The organism is Streptomyces yangpuensis (assembly GCF_001005295.1).
Classification (GTDB): domain Bacteria; phylum Actinomycetota; class Actinomycetes; order Streptomycetales; family Streptomycetaceae; genus Streptomyces; species Streptomyces yangpuensis.
The window spans coordinates 792,065-805,748 of record NZ_LBMK01000002.1; the positions used below are offsets into that span (position 1 = coordinate 792,065).

The 13,684-nt window shown below is 72.3% G+C and carries 14 protein-coding genes; 8 read left to right on the top strand and 6 right to left on the bottom strand.

Going from position 1 to position 13,684, the window contains the following annotated elements; genetic code table 11:
- Window positions 1-36: 36 nt before the first annotated feature.
- Both AAT21_RS08975 and AAT21_RS08980 read left to right on the top strand, forming a co-directional pair.
- Entirely contained in the window at window positions 37-408 is a 372-nt protein-coding gene (locus tag AAT21_RS08975; RefSeq protein WP_030027381.1) for a F0F1 ATP synthase subunit epsilon, read from the top strand.
- A gap of 189 nt (window positions 409-597) precedes the next feature.
- Window positions 598-1,044 carry a DUF2550 domain-containing protein gene (locus AAT21_RS08980; protein WP_030826849.1) on the top strand — a complete coding sequence of 149 codons (447 nt, stop codon included), beginning with the start codon at window positions 598-600 and terminating at the stop codon, window positions 1,042-1,044.
- A 118-nt stretch (window positions 1,045-1,162) separates the two neighbouring features.
- On the opposite strand, the gene AAT21_RS08985 is transcribed toward AAT21_RS08980, so the two are convergent.
- The 3 genes from AAT21_RS08985 to AAT21_RS08995 form a co-directional block, all read right to left on the bottom strand.
- Entirely contained in the window at window positions 1,163-3,064 is a 1,902-nt protein-coding gene (locus tag AAT21_RS08985; RefSeq protein WP_079025527.1) for a glycoside hydrolase family 18 chitinase, read from the bottom strand.
- Window positions 3,065-3,189: 125 nt separating this feature from the next.
- On the bottom strand, window positions 3,190-3,843 hold the full coding sequence (locus tag AAT21_RS08990; protein ID WP_046776174.1) for a response regulator: 654 nt from the start codon (window positions 3,841-3,843) through the stop codon (window positions 3,190-3,192).
- Window positions 3,840-5,021, bottom strand: coding sequence for a sensor histidine kinase (locus tag AAT21_RS08995; RefSeq protein WP_412180315.1), 1,182 nt, complete (start codon window positions 5,019-5,021; stop codon window positions 3,840-3,842). Before AAT21_RS08995 ends, AAT21_RS08990 begins: the two co-directional genes overlap by 4 nt.
- A gap of 166 nt (window positions 5,022-5,187) precedes the next feature.
- On the opposite strand from AAT21_RS08995, the gene AAT21_RS09000 reads away from it, so the two are divergent.
- On the top strand, window positions 5,188-5,760 hold the full coding sequence (locus tag AAT21_RS09000; RefSeq protein ID WP_046776176.1) for a hypothetical protein: 573 nt from the start codon (window positions 5,188-5,190) through the stop codon (window positions 5,758-5,760).
- A 22-nt stretch (window positions 5,761-5,782) separates the two neighbouring features.
- On the opposite strand, the gene AAT21_RS09005 is transcribed toward AAT21_RS09000, so the two are convergent.
- A complete protein-coding gene (locus tag AAT21_RS09005; RefSeq protein WP_046777184.1) occupies window positions 5,783-6,355 on the bottom strand; it encodes a cob(I)yrinic acid a,c-diamide adenosyltransferase in 573 nt (190 codons plus the stop codon).
- Window positions 6,356-6,570: 215 nt separating this feature from the next.
- Here AAT21_RS09005 and AAT21_RS09010 point away from each other — a divergent pair, with 215 nt between their 5' ends.
- The 3 genes from AAT21_RS09010 to AAT21_RS09020 all read left to right on the top strand — a co-directional run bounded on the left by AAT21_RS09010 (window position 6,571) and on the right by AAT21_RS09020 (window position 10,719).
- Entirely contained in the window at window positions 6,571-7,419 is an 849-nt protein-coding gene (locus tag AAT21_RS09010) for a 3-hydroxyacyl-CoA dehydrogenase family protein (protein WP_046776177.1), read from the top strand.
- Window positions 7,420-7,591: 172 nt separating this feature from the next.
- Window positions 7,592-7,915: an STAS domain-containing protein gene (locus AAT21_RS09015; protein ID WP_030153791.1), complete on the top strand. Its 324-nt coding sequence runs from the start codon at window positions 7,592-7,594 to the stop codon at window positions 7,913-7,915.
- 203 nt (window positions 7,916-8,118) lie between these two features.
- Window positions 8,119-10,719 (top strand): ATP-binding protein, encoded by a 2,601-nt coding sequence (locus tag AAT21_RS09020; RefSeq protein ID WP_063838077.1) that lies wholly within the window; start codon window positions 8,119-8,121, stop codon window positions 10,717-10,719.
- Window positions 10,720-10,777: 58 nt separating this feature from the next.
- Here AAT21_RS09020 and nucS read toward each other — a convergent pair whose 3' ends face one another.
- Window positions 10,778-11,449: an endonuclease NucS gene (nucS, locus tag AAT21_RS09025; RefSeq protein ID WP_046776178.1), complete on the bottom strand. Its 672-nt coding sequence runs from the start codon at window positions 11,447-11,449 to the stop codon at window positions 10,778-10,780.
- A gap of 219 nt (window positions 11,450-11,668) precedes the next feature.
- Between nucS and AAT21_RS09030 the strand changes: the two genes are divergently transcribed.
- Window positions 11,669-12,061: an SCO5389 family protein gene (locus tag AAT21_RS09030; RefSeq protein ID WP_030660337.1), complete on the top strand. Its 393-nt coding sequence runs from the start codon at window positions 11,669-11,671 to the stop codon at window positions 12,059-12,061.
- 22 nt (window positions 12,062-12,083) lie between these two features.
- On the opposite strand, the gene AAT21_RS09035 is transcribed toward AAT21_RS09030, so the two are convergent.
- Window positions 12,084-13,115: an LLM class flavin-dependent oxidoreductase gene (locus tag AAT21_RS09035; RefSeq protein WP_046776179.1), complete on the bottom strand. Its 1,032-nt coding sequence runs from the start codon at window positions 13,113-13,115 to the stop codon at window positions 12,084-12,086.
- Window positions 13,116-13,345: 230 nt separating this feature from the next.
- Between AAT21_RS09035 and AAT21_RS09040 the strand changes: the two genes are divergently transcribed.
- Window positions 13,346-13,672, top strand: a complete 327-nt coding sequence (locus AAT21_RS09040; protein ID WP_031148297.1) for a hypothetical protein — start codon at window positions 13,346-13,348, stop codon at window positions 13,670-13,672.
- Window positions 13,673-13,684 lie beyond the last annotated feature (12 nt).

The following is a 13,684-nucleotide window of genomic DNA, read 5'->3' on the forward strand; positions in this document are numbered from 1 at the left end:
CGGCCGACCCGCCGGGTGGTGACCCGAGGAGCCACCTTGGCTGCTGAGCTGCACGTCGAGCTGGTCGCGGCGGACCGCAATGTCTGGTCCGGCGAGGCCACCCTTGTTGTCGCCCGCACCACGTCCGGCGACATCGGCGTCATGCCCGGTCACCAGCCGCTTCTCGGTGTGCTGGAATCGGGCCCGGTGACCATCCGCACCAGCGAGGGCAACACTGTCATCGCCGCGGTGCACGGCGGATTCATCTCGTTCGCGGACAACAAGCTGTCCCTGCTGGCCGAGATCGCCGAGCTCGCGGACGAGATCGATGTCCAGCGTGCGGAGCGGGCACTGGAGCGCGCGAAGGCGGAGGCCGACGCGGCCGCCGAGCGTCGCGCGGATGTCCGGCTGCGCGCCGTAACGGGCTGAACGCCCGTCGGAGTTTCCACCGCTGAGTCCTGGAGGGCGACCTCCGGGGCTCGGCAACCTCAGCCGCGGTCCGTTCTGGAATTTTCCAGACCGGGTCGCGGCTGAGGCGATGCAGGTCCTTCCCCGGACTCCGTCTGGGAGGGGCCCCCGTTTCTCATGCGTATTCGATGAGCGAGGAGGTCGGTGAAGATGCTCCTCGCTCTGCTTGTGAGCGGCCTGGTCGTAGCCCTGGTGGTGATCGGGCTGTTCGTCTTCGGACTGCGCCGCAGACTGATCCAGCGGTCCGGCGGCACCTTCGACTGCAGCATGCGCTGGGGTGTCGCCGAGGAGCCCGACATCTCCGGCAAGGGCTGGGTGTACGGGGTCGCCCGCTACAGCGGTGACCGGATCGAGTGGTTCCGGGTGTTCTCGTACTCCCCGCGCCCGCGCCGGCTGCTGGAGCGTTCCTCCATCGAGGTCCTGGCCCGCCGTGCCCCGGAGGGCGAGGAGGAGCTGGCCCTGCTGTCCGACGCCGTCGTGCTCGGCTGTCTCCACCGGGGGACGCGCCTGGAGCTGGCTATGAGCGAGGACGCGCTGACGGGCTTCCTGGCATGGCTGGAGGCGGCGCCGCCCGGCCAGCGGGTGAACGTCGCCTAGACACGCCCTGCCTGCTATTACCCCGCAGGGGTACACGAGGTCCTACCCCGCAGGGGTACGTGAGGGCATGAAGAAGCCGGGGAGACGGGGGCGGACCCGTCTGCCCGGCTTCCGTCCGTTACCGGAGCCCGGTGTGGACCGCGTTGGCGAGCTCGCCGTTCGCGGTGTCGCCGCTGAACTCCCAGTAGAAGGCTCCCCTGAGGCCCTGCTGCTTGGCCCAGGTCATCTTCCCGGCGATGGTGGCGGGGGTGTCGTAGCTCCACCAGTTGCTGCCGCACTTGGCGTAGGCCGTGCCGGCGACGGTGCCGGTGGCCGGGCAGCTGTTCTTGAGCACCTTGTAGTCCTCGATGCCCTGCTCGTACGTGCCCGGGGCGGGTCCGGTGGCGGTGCCGCCGGGGGCCGCCTGGGTGACGCCGGTCCAGCCGCGGCCGTAGAAGCCGATGCCCAGGTTGAGCTTGGAGCCGGGCACGCCCTTGGCCTTGAGCTTGGCGATGGCGTCGGCCGAGTTGAAGCCTGCCTGCGGGATGCCGGCGTACGAGGTCAGCGGGGAGTGCGGGGCGGTCGGGCCCTGGGCCGCCCAGGCGCCGAAGAAGTCGTAGGTCATGACGTTGTAGAAGTCGGTGTACTGCGCGGCGCCCGCGTAGTCCGCCTTGTCGATCTTGCCGCCGTCCGAGGCGTCGGCGGTGATGGCGGCGGTGACCAGGTTGTTCGCGCCGAAGCGGGTCTTCACGGCCTGCATCAGGTTCTTGAAGGCCGCCGGGCCGCTGGTGTCGCAGGACAGGCCGCAGGCGTTCGGGTACTCCCAGTCCAGGTCGATGCCGTCGAAGACGTCGGCCCAGCGCGGGTCCTCGACCAGGTTGTAGCAGGACTGGGCGAACGCGGCCGGGTTGGCGGCGGCCTGCGGGAAGCCGCCGGACCAGGTCCAGCCGCCGAAGGACCACAGGATCTTGATGTTCGGGTACGCCTTCTTCAGCTTGCGCAGCTGGTTGAAGTTGCCGCGAAGCGGCTGGTCCCAGGTGTCGGCGACGCCGTCGACGCTCTGGTCGGCGGTGTAGGCCTTGTCGTAGTCGGCGTAGGCGTCACCGATCGTGCACTGGCCGTTCTGGACGTTGCCGAAGGCGTAGTTGATGTGCGTGATCTTCGCCGCGGTGCCGGAGGTGACCAGGTTCTTCACGTGGTAGTTGCGTCCGTAGACGCCCCAGTTGGTGAAGTAGCCGAGCTTGACCTTGTCGCCCGGGTCCGGGGGGATCACCCCGCCGGTCGTGGTGACCGTGGTGGAGCCCGAGGAGGGGCCGGTCTGGTCGACGGTGTCGCGGGCGGTGACGCTGTAGGTGTACGTGGTGCCCTTGGTCAGGCCCGAGTCGGCGTAGCTGGTGCCGGTGACCGTGGCGACCTTTGCGGAGCCGCGGTAGACGTCGTAGTTCTTGACGCCCTTGTCGTCCGTGGCCGGGGTCCAGGTCAGGGTCAGCGAGGTGTCGGCGACGTTGCTCGCGGCGGGGGCGCCGGGAGCGGTGGGGGGATTGTCGCCGGGCTGGCTGCCGCCGTCGCAGGAGGCTCCGTTGATCTTGCAGCCGCTGGGGGCTCCCGAGCCGGAACCGTTGAAGCCGAAGCTGGCGGTGGCCCCGGGGGCGAGGGTGCCGTTCCAGCCGACGTTCCTGGCGGTCCAGTGGGTGCCCGAGCCCGTCACGGTGGCGTCCCAGGCCGAGGTGACCGAGGTGCCCGCCGGGTAGTCCCACTCCACGGTCCAGCTGGTGAGCGTGGTGGTGCCGGTGTTCTTCACCACCCACTTGCCCTCGAAGCCGGAACCCCAGTCGGAGACCTTGGTGTACGTCGCGGTCGCCGCGGCGGCGGCCTGGGCCGGCCCGGCCAGGGCCACGAGCCCGGTGACGGGGAGGGCGAGCGCGGCGACGACCGCCGCGACCCTGGTGAAGAACCGGGTGCGCCTGGTGGGGGGTGGGGATGCTGTGCTCAAGGGTGCTCCTCCGTAGGTCCGTCGCGGCCGTGGGGCCGACTGCGACATGGGGGTGGGACCTGCGCCGCCCGTGAGCACGCTTTGTCATGGCACGCTCACCACAGTGTTGCCGTGAGAGTAGAAAGGTCTGGACCAACCGTCAAGAGGTCCAGACCGGTGTCGCCCGTCGTCCATCAGATCCCCAACTCCTGTGCCAGCACCGCTGCTTGGAGCCTGCTGCGCAGTTCCAGCTTGCCCAGCAGGCGGCTGACGTGCGTCTTCGCCGTCGCCTCCGCCATGCCCAGGCGTTCGGCGATCTCGGCGTTCGACAGGCCCTCGCCCAGTGCGCCCAGCACCTCCCGCTCGCGCCGCGTGAGGGAGGCGACCGCCGCCGCCCGCTCGGGTGCCGGGGCGGTCCGCGCCGGGCGCGGCGCGGCGAACTCGGCGATCAGCCGCCTGGTCACCGCCGGGGCGATCAGCCCCTCCCCGCGCGCGACGGTACGTACCGCCTCGATCAGCTCGGCCGCGTCCGCGTTCTTCAGCAGGAAGCCCGCGGCACCCGCCCGCAGCGCCCCGAAGACGTACTCGTCGAGATCGAAGGTGGTCAGCACCAGCACGTCCGCCAGGCCCTCCTCGACGACCTGGCGGGTCGCGGACACCCCGTCGAGCCGGGGCATCTGCACGTCCATGAGGACGAGATCCGGCCGCAGCTCGCGGGCCAGGCGCACCGCCTCCTCACCGTCGCCCGCCTCGCCCGCCACCTCGATGTCACCCGCGCTGCGCAGGATGAGCACCAGCCCGGCCCGCACCGCGGCCTGGTCCTCGGCCACCACCACCCGGATGGTCACATCTCCACCGCTTTCTCCTCGGCGGGCAGGATCGCCCGCACATGCCAGACGGTGCCGGCCCGGCCCGCCGTGAACTTCCCGCCCAGCAGTTCCGTCCGCTCACGCATGCCGATCAGGCCGGCGCCCGAACCGGGCGCGCGGGGGCCGGGGCGGTCCCCGTAGGGCGAGTCCACCACCACGCTCAGCAGCCCGTCCTCGTGCGCCACGCGGACCGTGACCGTGCCGGGGGCGGCGTGCTTGAGGGCGTTGGTCAGGGACTCCTGGACGATCCGGTACGCCGCCAGCTCCACCGGGGCCGCCGCCGGCTCCCCGGTCCGCCGGTCGTCGTGCAGGACGAAGGTCAGCCCGCTCGCCGAGCCGTTGGTCCCGGCCTGCCCGATCAGGGCGTCGAGACCGTCCAGCGACGGCACCGCCACCGGCTCCTGGCCGCCCCCGGCATCGCGCAGCAGCCCGATCAGGCGGCGCATCTCGGCCAGCCCCTGCACGCTGTTCTCGCGGATCACCCCGAGCGCGTCCCGGCTGGTCTCGGCCGTGTCGATGGAGAGCGCGGCGGTGGAGTGGATGGCGATGGCGGAGAGGTGGTTGGCCACCATGTCGTGCAGCTCGCGGGCCATCCGGGCGCGCTCGGCGGCCACGGCCTGGCTGCGGTCCATCTCGGCCAGCAGCGCCGTCTGCTCGGCGCGCAGCCGGGCGGCCTCGGCGGCCTCGCGATGGTTACGCAAAGTGGCCCCCGTCAGGGCCGGGGCGAAGCTCACGATGCCGGTGACCGCGCCGATCAGCAGGGCCTGCGGGGTGCGCAGCCAGGCCAGCGAGGCGATGGTGATGACGACGGTGATCAGCCCGGTGCTGACCGGGAGCCGCCGGGCCATGGCCGGTTTTCCGTACACGACGGCGGCGTACATCAGGTCGGTGAAGATCACGACGGTGGCGAGGCTGCCGACGGTGAACTGGTCGGCGATCACCCCTGCGGTGCCGACGATCAGGGTCACCTGCGGGGCGGTGCGCCGCAGCAGCTCCATCGCGCCGAGCGCCACCAGGGGCACCAGAGCGGCCCAGGCCGGCAGGGAACCGCGGCCGGGGCTGCTGTAGACCCCGAGCGACCAGAACGCCAGGCCCGCGGCCACGCTGACCACCGCGAGGAGGGCGTCGTCACGGTGGGGGCGCAGGCTCTTCTCGATCACGGTCCCATCCAACAGGGTGCACGGCCCCCGCACGTCGGTGGAGCGGCCGAGCCGCGGCTACATCGAAGGATGCAGGCACACATGGTCAACGGCGACGACGTATCGGCCGCCGGCGGACGGGAGGCTGAGGGGGAACGACGCACCCGAGCGGACGGAGAATCCCGTGATCGTCGCTCTGATCATCGCCTGCGAGGTCGGCTTCTGGGTCCTGCTGGCGGCCGGGCTGGGCCTTCGCTACCTCGCGAAGATGCCCCGGCTGGGGGCCGCGGTCCTGCTGTGCGAGCCGCTGATGGAGCTGATCCTGCTGGTCGTCACCACGATCGACCTCAAGAACGGCGCCGAACCGGACTGGAAGCACGGTCTCGCCGCGCTCTACATCGGCTACACCGTCGCCTTCGGGCACTACACCGTCAAGTGGCTCGACGGGCACGCCGCCCACCGCCTGGCCGGCGGGCCCAAGCCGGCTGGCGCCGGATACGGCAAGGCGCGGGCCGTCCACGAGTGGAAGCTGTGGGCCCGCACCGTCCTCGGCGCCGCCGTCGCCCTCGTCCTGCTCCAGGCGGCGATCTGGTACGTCGGCGACGCGGGCGACATCAGCTCGCTCCGGGCCTGGCAGGCCGGCGCCCTGCGTGTGGCCGGCATCCACGCCCTCGTCGCCGTCGCCTACACGGTGTGGCCGAGCAAGGCCCCGGCCGGCGCGGAGGAGGACCGGCGCTCGCCGGTGAGGTCCCGCTGACGGTGGCTGCGCCCCGCGCGGGCTACCGCTCGCCGCCCGGCACCCACAGCACGTCCCCGACCTCCTTGTTGGCCACCCGGGCCAGGATGAACAGGAGGTCGGAGAGGCGGTTGAGGTACGTGGCGGTGAGCGGGTTCATCGTCTCGCCGTGCACCTCCAGCGCCGCCCACGTCGACCGCTCGGCACGCCGGACCACCGTGCAGGCCTGGTGCAGCAGGGCCGCGCCGGGGGCGCCGCCGGGCAGGATGAAGCTGCGCAGCTTCTCCACCTGCTCCAGGAAGGTGTCGCAGTCGGCCTCCAGCTTGTCGACGTAGAACTGCTCCACGCGCAGCGGCGGGTACTCCGGGTTCTCGACCACCGGGGTGCACAGGTCCGCACCGACGTCGAAGAGGTCGTTCTGCACCCGCACCAGGACCTTCACGACCTCCGCGGGCAGGGCGCCGAGGGCGATGGCCGTCCCGATGGCCGCGTTGGCCTCGTTGGCGTCGGCGTACGCGGAGATCCGCAGATCGGTCTTGGCCGTGCGGCTCATGTCGCCCAGGGCGGTCGTGCCCTTGTCGCCGGTACGGGTGTAGATGCGCGTGAGGTTCACCATGCGGCCAGGGTAGACGGGCCCGCCGTGGCGGGCGGCGATACCGGTGGCGGGCGAACTGTGAGGCAGCGCACCGGTCATGGGCCGTACCGGTGTGATGTCCGTCATCTGAGACGTGACGCGTGTTACTTCGCGGTCACACCGCACCCCCCGGGCGCTAGTCTCCGCCGGAGTGGCTACGAAGCCGTGCCGTATTTGAGAACAACGAGGGGTGTGCAGTGGCTGGGAAGCTCGCCGTCATCGGTGCGGGACTCATGGGTTCCGGGATCGCTCAGGTCTCCGCTCAGGCGGGATGGGACGTCGTGCTGCGCGATGTCACCGACGCCGCGCTGACCCGGGGCACGGACGGGATCAAGGCCTCGTACGACAAGTTCGTCTCCAAGGGCAGGCTGACGGCCGAGGACGCCGAGGCGGCGCTCGCGCGCATCACGACCACCACGGACCTGGACGCGGCCGCCGACGTCGACATCGTGGTGGAAGCGGCCTTCGAGAAGATCGAGATCAAGCACGAGATCTTCCGCGCCCTCGACAAGATCGTGCGCGAGGACACCATCCTGGCCTCCAACACCTCCGCCATCCCGATCACCAAGATCGCGGCCGTGACGGAGCGTCCGGAGCGGGTCGTCGGCGCGCACTTCTTCTCGCCCGTCCCGATGATGCAGCTGTGCGAGCTCGTCCGCGGCTACAAGACGAGCGACGAGACCCTCGCCGCCACCCGCGCGTTCGCCGAGTCCGTCGGCAAGACCTGCATCGTCGTCAACCGCGACGTCGCGGGCTTCGTGACGACCCGTCTGATCTCCGCGCTGGTCGTCGAGGCCGCCAAGCTGTACGAATCGGGCGTGGCCTCCGCCGAGGACATCGACATCGCCTGCAAGCTCGGCTTCGGGCACGCCATGGGGCCGCTGGCCACCGCCGACCTCACGGGCGTCGACATCCTGCTGCACGCCACCAGCAACATCTACACCGAGTCCCAGGACGAGAAGTTCGCGCCGCCGGAGCTCATGCGCCGCATGGTCGACGCCGGGGACATCGGCCGCAAGAGCGGCCAGGGCTTCTACAAGCACTGAGAACGGTTCAGCCACTGAGCGCCATCGTTCGAACGCCTTCACCCGTCAGGGTGAATTAGGTATCGGTTCGCTCACGGTCGGCAACTTCCCTGCCCGCGCGGCAGTCAGTTGCAGTGAGAGTTGCCGACCACGGACCAGTTGCCATACGTACGCAGTACTGCCGGGAGTACACATGCACATCAGGGGCGACCACGCCGAACTCGCTGTCGGGGGCCGCCTCGACGTGCGCAGCGCGGCGGACGCCCGTACGGCCCTCCACACCGCCCTCGACGACGGCCACGGCGACCTCGTGCTCGACCTCACCGGGCTCGACTCCTGGGACGCGACCGGCCTCGGCGTGATCATGGGCGCGCACCGGAGGGCCGGCCGGACCGGACGCCGGCTCGTCCTGCGCGGGGTGCCGCCGCAGATGCAGCGGCTGCTCGTGGCGACCCGGCTGCACCGGATCCTCGCGATCGAGGGCGGCCTGGAGGCCGAGTCCCTGCCCCGCGTCTGACCCAAGGTCCGATCCGCAAGCCGCTGACCTTTGCATTTCCTGCAGAAAGTAACGGTCCGGTGGTGATCGTGCCCCTGCGGTTTCCCGCACGACCGACCACGGTCTAGGGTTCGGGCGGAAACCGGACCAGTGGCGACAGCGGGAGCGCGACGGCCGGGAGGCACGACGGCGAGGCGCGCGGCCCGCGATCGGGGGAGTGGGTCATGGACCGTACACAGGGGCAGAACGGGCAGGGCGAGCAGGCCACGGGCGGCCCCGCGTCGCCGGCTCCGGCCTCCGTGGCCGGGTCCCCCCGGCCGGCGTCGCCCGCCCCCGCCGGTCCCGCGCGGGTGGTCACGCTGACCGCCGGAGACTTCACCCTCACCGTCAACCCCGTCGATGGCAGCGAGATCGAACCGCTGCGGCCCGGCACCGAACGCGGGCGCCCCGCCAAGCGCGACGCCGCCGCCCGCGCGGCCCGGGACACGGCCGCCCGCCCGCCCGTACTGCCGGGCTCCGCGATATCCGCCCGGCCCCTGCTCGCACGGGACGAGGAGCTGGAGCGGCTCGTCCGGCTCCTCGGCCGCGGCCGCTCCGTACGCCTGACCGGGCCCTCCGGGTCCGGACGCACCGCACTGCTCGACGCGGTCGCCACCCGCTGCACGGGCTTCGCGCCCGACGGCATCGTCCGCCTCAGCGGCTACGGACACCAGCAGCCCGGGGAACTGCTCCACGCGCTCTACGCGGCCGTGTACGAGGCCCCGCGGCAACGTCCCGAACAGGACGTGCTGCTCGCCCGCGTGCGCGACATCGGGGCCGTCGTCCTCCTCGACGACCTGGAGATGGGCGGGAGCGCCCTCGACGAGCTGCTGCGCGCGACCCCCGAATGCGCCTACCTGCTGGCGGCCACCCCGGACACCAAGGCCCCCTCCGACGACTCCCACATCGAGGAGGTCTTCCTCACCGGCCTCGACCGGGCCGACTGCGTGGCCCTGCTGGAGGCGGGCGTGGGACGCCCCCTGACGGACGAGGAGACCGCCTGGGCGGAAGACCTGCGGTTCGCCTCCGAGGGGCTGGCACTGCGCTTCGTACAGGCCGCCGCGATGCTGCGGCAGCGGGACGAGCTCAACCACGGCGACGAGGACGACGACGAGGAGGAGCCCGGCGTCTTCGAGGAGCGCCCGCGCGAGACCGCAGTGGTGCCGCTGCCGACGCTCGCCGAGGGCGCGGCCCCGGCGGAGCTGCTGGCCTCGCGGGTCAGCGAGTCGGCGCGCGCGGCCCTGCGGATCGCGTGCGCGCTGGGCGGCGAGCTGCCGCACCACACCCACCTGCCGGCGCTCGTGGGCGACACCCACGCCGACACGGCGGTGGCGGAACTGCTGGCCTGCGGGCTGCTGACGCCCGTCGGGACCCGCTACCGGCTCGCCGCCGGCGTCGCACGCCAGCTGGAGGACGTCGGCTACGGGGAGACCGTGTCGGAGGAGGCCCGTACGGCCGCCCGGCACTACGCCTGGTGGACCGGGCACGCCTCGGTGGTCCCGGAGCGGGTGGCGGCGGAGGCGGACGCCGTGCTCGCGGCGCTGGCCGGCGCGGACGTGGTGGCCGCGGCCGTGCTGGCGCGTACGGCCGCTCCCGCTTTCGCGGCCTCGCTCCACTGGGAGGCCTGGGAGCGGGTGCTGCGCTCGGGAGCCGAGGCCGCGCGCAAGGCGGGGGAGGTCGCCGAGCAGGCGTACTTCCACCACGAACTCGGGGTGCTCGCCCTGTGCGAGGGGCGCCTGGACCGCGCCCGCGCCGAACTGGAGACCTCGATCGGGCTGCGGGGTGCGCTCGCCGACAAGCGGGGCACCGTGGCGGGCCGACGGGCACTGGCACTGGTCGTGGACCGCGAGGCGGCGGGGGCCGCGTCGCCGCCGCTGCGGCTGGAGGCGCCCGGAACGCCCTCGGCGGCCTCGGAGGCCGTGACCGTGGCGACCCCGGCCGCCGAGTCGGCGACCGAGGCGGCGACGCCGGCGACCGAGGCGGCGACCGTGGCGACCGAGGGCGCCCGTAAGACCTCCGCCGCCCGGCCGGCCCCGGCCCTCCCCGCCACCCGCAAGATGCCCGCCGCCCGGCCGGCCCCGGCCGTCGCGCCCTCGGCGCCGGCCTCGGCGGCGCCCGCCGGCCCGGCGGTGCCCGTCTCCGCCGAGGCGGTCACGCGGATGACCCCGGTGGTGCCGGTGACCCGGGGCACGGAGCCGCCCACGACGCTCGCGGCGGTGTTCGAGGACGCCTTCCCGTTGTCGCCGAAGCAGGACGGGCCCGCCGCGGCCGCCCCGCTGCCCGCCCCGGCCGCGCCGCCCGGCCGGGACGCCGGCCGCCGCAAGCGCGTCCTGCTGGTCGCGGCGGGAGCGCTGACGGTGATGGCGCTGGGCACCGTCGTGAGCCTCGCGATGAGTTCCTCGGACGCCGAGCCGCCCGCGCAGGGGCCGGCCGTGTCCTCGACGCCGGACACCCCGGGGACGCCCACCACGGCCCGGCAGACCGGAGGGACGGATCCTGCCCCGGAGCCGCCCGCGACGGCGCCCTCGCAGGACGCCACGGTCCCGGCCGCGGGCGTGAGCGCCTCCCCGGCCCCCGGCCGCATGCCCGGCCGGACCCCGTCCAAGCGCCCGTCCACGACGGCCCCGAACTCCCAGGCGCCGACGTCCTCTTCGCCCTCGGCGACCTCCCAGGCGCCGACCCAGCAGCCCACGGAGACCGTCGCGCCGTCGCCCACGGAAACCGGTACCGGGACCGGGACGGGGACGGGCACGGCCACCGCCACCTCGCCGGTCACCAACCCCTGAACGCGCAACGGCTCCGTCCTCGCGGACGGAGCCGTTGCGTCGTGTGGGCCGGTACCGGTCAGAACAGGCGAAGCTTGTCGTCCTCGATGCCGCGCAGCGCGTCGTAGTCCAGGACCACGCAGTCCATCCCGCGGTCCGTCGCCAGCACCTTCGCCTGCGGCTTGATCTCCTGCGCGGCGAAGACGCCCCGGACCGGGGCCAGGTGCGGGTCGCGGTTGAGCAGCTCCAGGTAGCGGGTCAGCTGCTCCACGCCGTCGATCTCGCCGCGGCGCTTGATCTCCACGGCCACCGTGGCGCCCGAGGCGTCCCGGCACAGGATGTCGACCGGACCGATCGCCGTCATGTACTCGCGCCGGATCAGGGTGTAGCCCTCGCCCAGCGTTTCGATGCGGTCGGCGAGCAGCTCCTGGAGGTGTGCCTCGACGCCGTCCTTGATGAGCCCCGGGTCGGTGCCGAGCTCGTGGGAGGAGTCGTGGAGCACTTCTTCCATGGTGATGATGAGCTTCTCGCCCGCCTTGTTGACGACCGTCCACACGGCGGCGTCGTCACCGCTCCCCTCTTTGAGGGTGCACGGCGGCGACATCCAGTTGAGCGGTTTGTACGCCCGGTCGTCCGCGTGGATCGAGACACTGCCGTCGGCCTTCACGAGGATCAGACGGGGTGCCGAGGGCAGATGGGCGGTGAGCCGGCCCGCATAGTCGACGGAGCAGCGGGCAATCACGAGACGCATGGTCGGCAACGCTACTCGACCTACGGCCCTCCACGCGATTCGCCCCTGAAAGCCCCGTTCGCCGATGGCGCGTTGTATGCGCATTCTCCTGGTGCGTCACCCATGGGGCGCCTACCGTGGTGAGCGGGAGGTCGTCGAGCGTGCACTCTGCGTCGCGATCTCCTTCCCTGCCCGTAAGACTCCGGCAACCAGTCAGCCGGGGTCGCGAGAGGAGAACCCATGTCGCTCGACGTCTCACCGGCCCTACTCGAACAGGCCGAGCGAGGCGAGGTCGACGAAGCCGCTTTCGTCGACTGCGTCCGGACCTCCCTGCCCTATGCATGGGAGATGATCAGCTCGCTGGTGGCCCAGCTGAAGGTGGACGGCGGACAGTTCGCCGACAACCAGACGCCGCCGCCGGACGAGCAGGCGCGCGGGCAGCTGTTGCGCGCACTCGCGAGTGACGCGATACGCGGTGCGCTGCAGCGGCACTTCGGAGTGCGCCTGGCGTTCCAGAACTGTCACCGGGTGGCGGTCTTCCCGCTGGATCCCTCGGTGGACGACAGGCTGGCCAAGTTCACTTCGATCCGCGGCCAGCTGCTCAACCAGTCGCCGGAACTGCGCGACTGCTGAGCAGGGCCGCAGCCGGTAGATCTCAGCCGAGACGGGGCAGGACCTCGACGCCCAGTCGTCGTACGTTCTCCTCCGTCGCGGCGAGGTCTCCGGAGCCCTCCGTCAGGAGGGCGAAGCGAGTGATCCCGGTGCGTGCGGAGGTCGCCTCCAGACGGTCCGCCGCAAGCTCCGGGGTGCCCACCGGGTGCAGGTCGCAGAGCAGTTCGGTGTACGCGACCGGATCCCGCATCGAGCGCACGCGGCCGTCCACGGTCACGTGCGCGTCCAGGCCCAGCCGGAGCCAGCCCGGCATGGACTTCAGCAGGGTCTCGCGCGCGTCCGCGGCGCTGTCCGCGATCTGGCACACGCCCGCGGAGACGTGCCCGGCCGCGGCCACGTGCTCGGGGGAGTGACCCGCCGCGAGCGCCGTGCTGCGCCACAGCGCGACCATCTCGGCCTTGTTCTCGTCGCCGCAGTGCATGCCCAGCAGCATCGGCAGCCCCCGCCGCGCGGCCATCCGCACCGACGACGGCGAGGTGCAGGCCACGATGACCTCCGGGGCCGATCCGTCCCCGTCCAGGGCTTCCGACGGCTGCGGCACGACGGCCACCTCGCGGAAGGAGTACCGCTCGCCGGCGGCGCCCACCCGTGCCTCGGTGAGCCATCGCCGCAGCAGGTCCAGGGACTCGGGGAAGCCGTTCTCATAGGCGTCCAGGCCGCCCCCGAACACCTCCAGGTCGACCCACGGCCCGCCGCGCCCCACCCCGAGGGTGAAACGGCCGCCCGAGGCCATGTGCAGCAGGGCCGCCTGCTCCCCGAGGGCCACCGGGTGCGTGCTCGGCAGCACGCTCACCGCCGTGCCCACCCGCAGCCGGCGGGTCCGGCCCAGCATCAGGCCCGCCAGGGTCACCGCCGACGGGCAGACCCCGTACGGGACGAAGTGGTGCTCGGCCAGCCAGACCGAGTCGAGCCCGGCCTCCTCGGCCACCTCCGCGGTACGCACCGCCCGGTGCAGTGCCTCGCCCTGTCCCTGGCCCGGGAACTGGGCCGCCAGTACAAACGCTCCTACGCGCATCGCCTTCTGCCTCCTCGCGGCTGACGCGGCCTCCCCCAGGTGAGCCGGTTCTTCCTATGGCAACAACGTCTGACACGTGCCAAAGGCACGGGCTGACAGGAAAGTTATTGGGATTGTCGGGCCAGTCCCGGCCATCGGCCCGTCCACCCGTAGACACCCTGCGGGTACCCGGCCTCGCTGCGCGTAGTCTGGAAGAAAGTCACTGCCGTCGGCCCATCCGTGAGGTATACGTGTCACCGCGCAACAACCGCCCCAGGGGCGGCGAGAACCCGGACGACCGCCCCGGCATCGGTCTGGACCGCTTCGGGCTGGAGCGCACCGAGGAGTACCAGGGCGAGGACTGGAAGGTCAGACACGTCGCCGGCGCGAGCGCGGCCGGCAAGCGCTACCGCTGCCCCGGCTGCGACCAGGAGATCCCCTCCGGCACCCCGCACCTGGTGGCGTGGCCGGAGTACGGCGGCGTGGACGACCGGCGGCACTGGCACAAGGCCTGCTGGAACGCGAAGGACCGCCGCACCACGAAGGTGCAGCGGTCCCGCAACGCGCCGAAGTACTGACCCCCGGCGACG

What these genes read in the sequence shown, in the direction of transcription:
- AAT21_RS08980 (WP_030826849.1), top strand. Translation starts at nt 598, where the DNA reads ATGCTCCTCGCTCTGCTTGTGAGCGGCCTGGTCGTAGCCCTGGTGGTG.
- AAT21_RS08985 (WP_079025527.1), bottom strand. Translation starts at nt 3,064, where the DNA reads ATGTCGCAGTCGGCCCCACGGCCGCGACGGACCTACGGAGGAGCACCC.
- AAT21_RS09005 (WP_046777184.1), bottom strand. Translation starts at nt 6,355, where the DNA reads ATGGTGAACCTCACGCGCATCTACACCCGTACCGGCGACAAGGGCACG.
- AAT21_RS09015 (WP_030153791.1), top strand. Translation starts at nt 7,592, where the DNA reads ATGCACATCAGGGGCGACCACGCCGAACTCGCTGTCGGGGGCCGCCTC.
- AAT21_RS09020 (WP_063838077.1), top strand. Translation starts at nt 8,119, where the DNA reads ATGGACCGTACACAGGGGCAGAACGGGCAGGGCGAGCAGGCCACGGGC.
- nucS (WP_046776178.1), bottom strand. Translation starts at nt 11,449, where the DNA reads ATGCGTCTCGTGATTGCCCGCTGCTCCGTCGACTATGCGGGCCGGCTC.
- AAT21_RS09030 (WP_030660337.1), top strand. Translation starts at nt 11,669, where the DNA reads ATGTCGCTCGACGTCTCACCGGCCCTACTCGAACAGGCCGAGCGAGGC.
- AAT21_RS09035 (WP_046776179.1), bottom strand. Translation starts at nt 13,115, where the DNA reads ATGCGCGTAGGAGCGTTTGTACTGGCGGCCCAGTTCCCGGGCCAGGGA.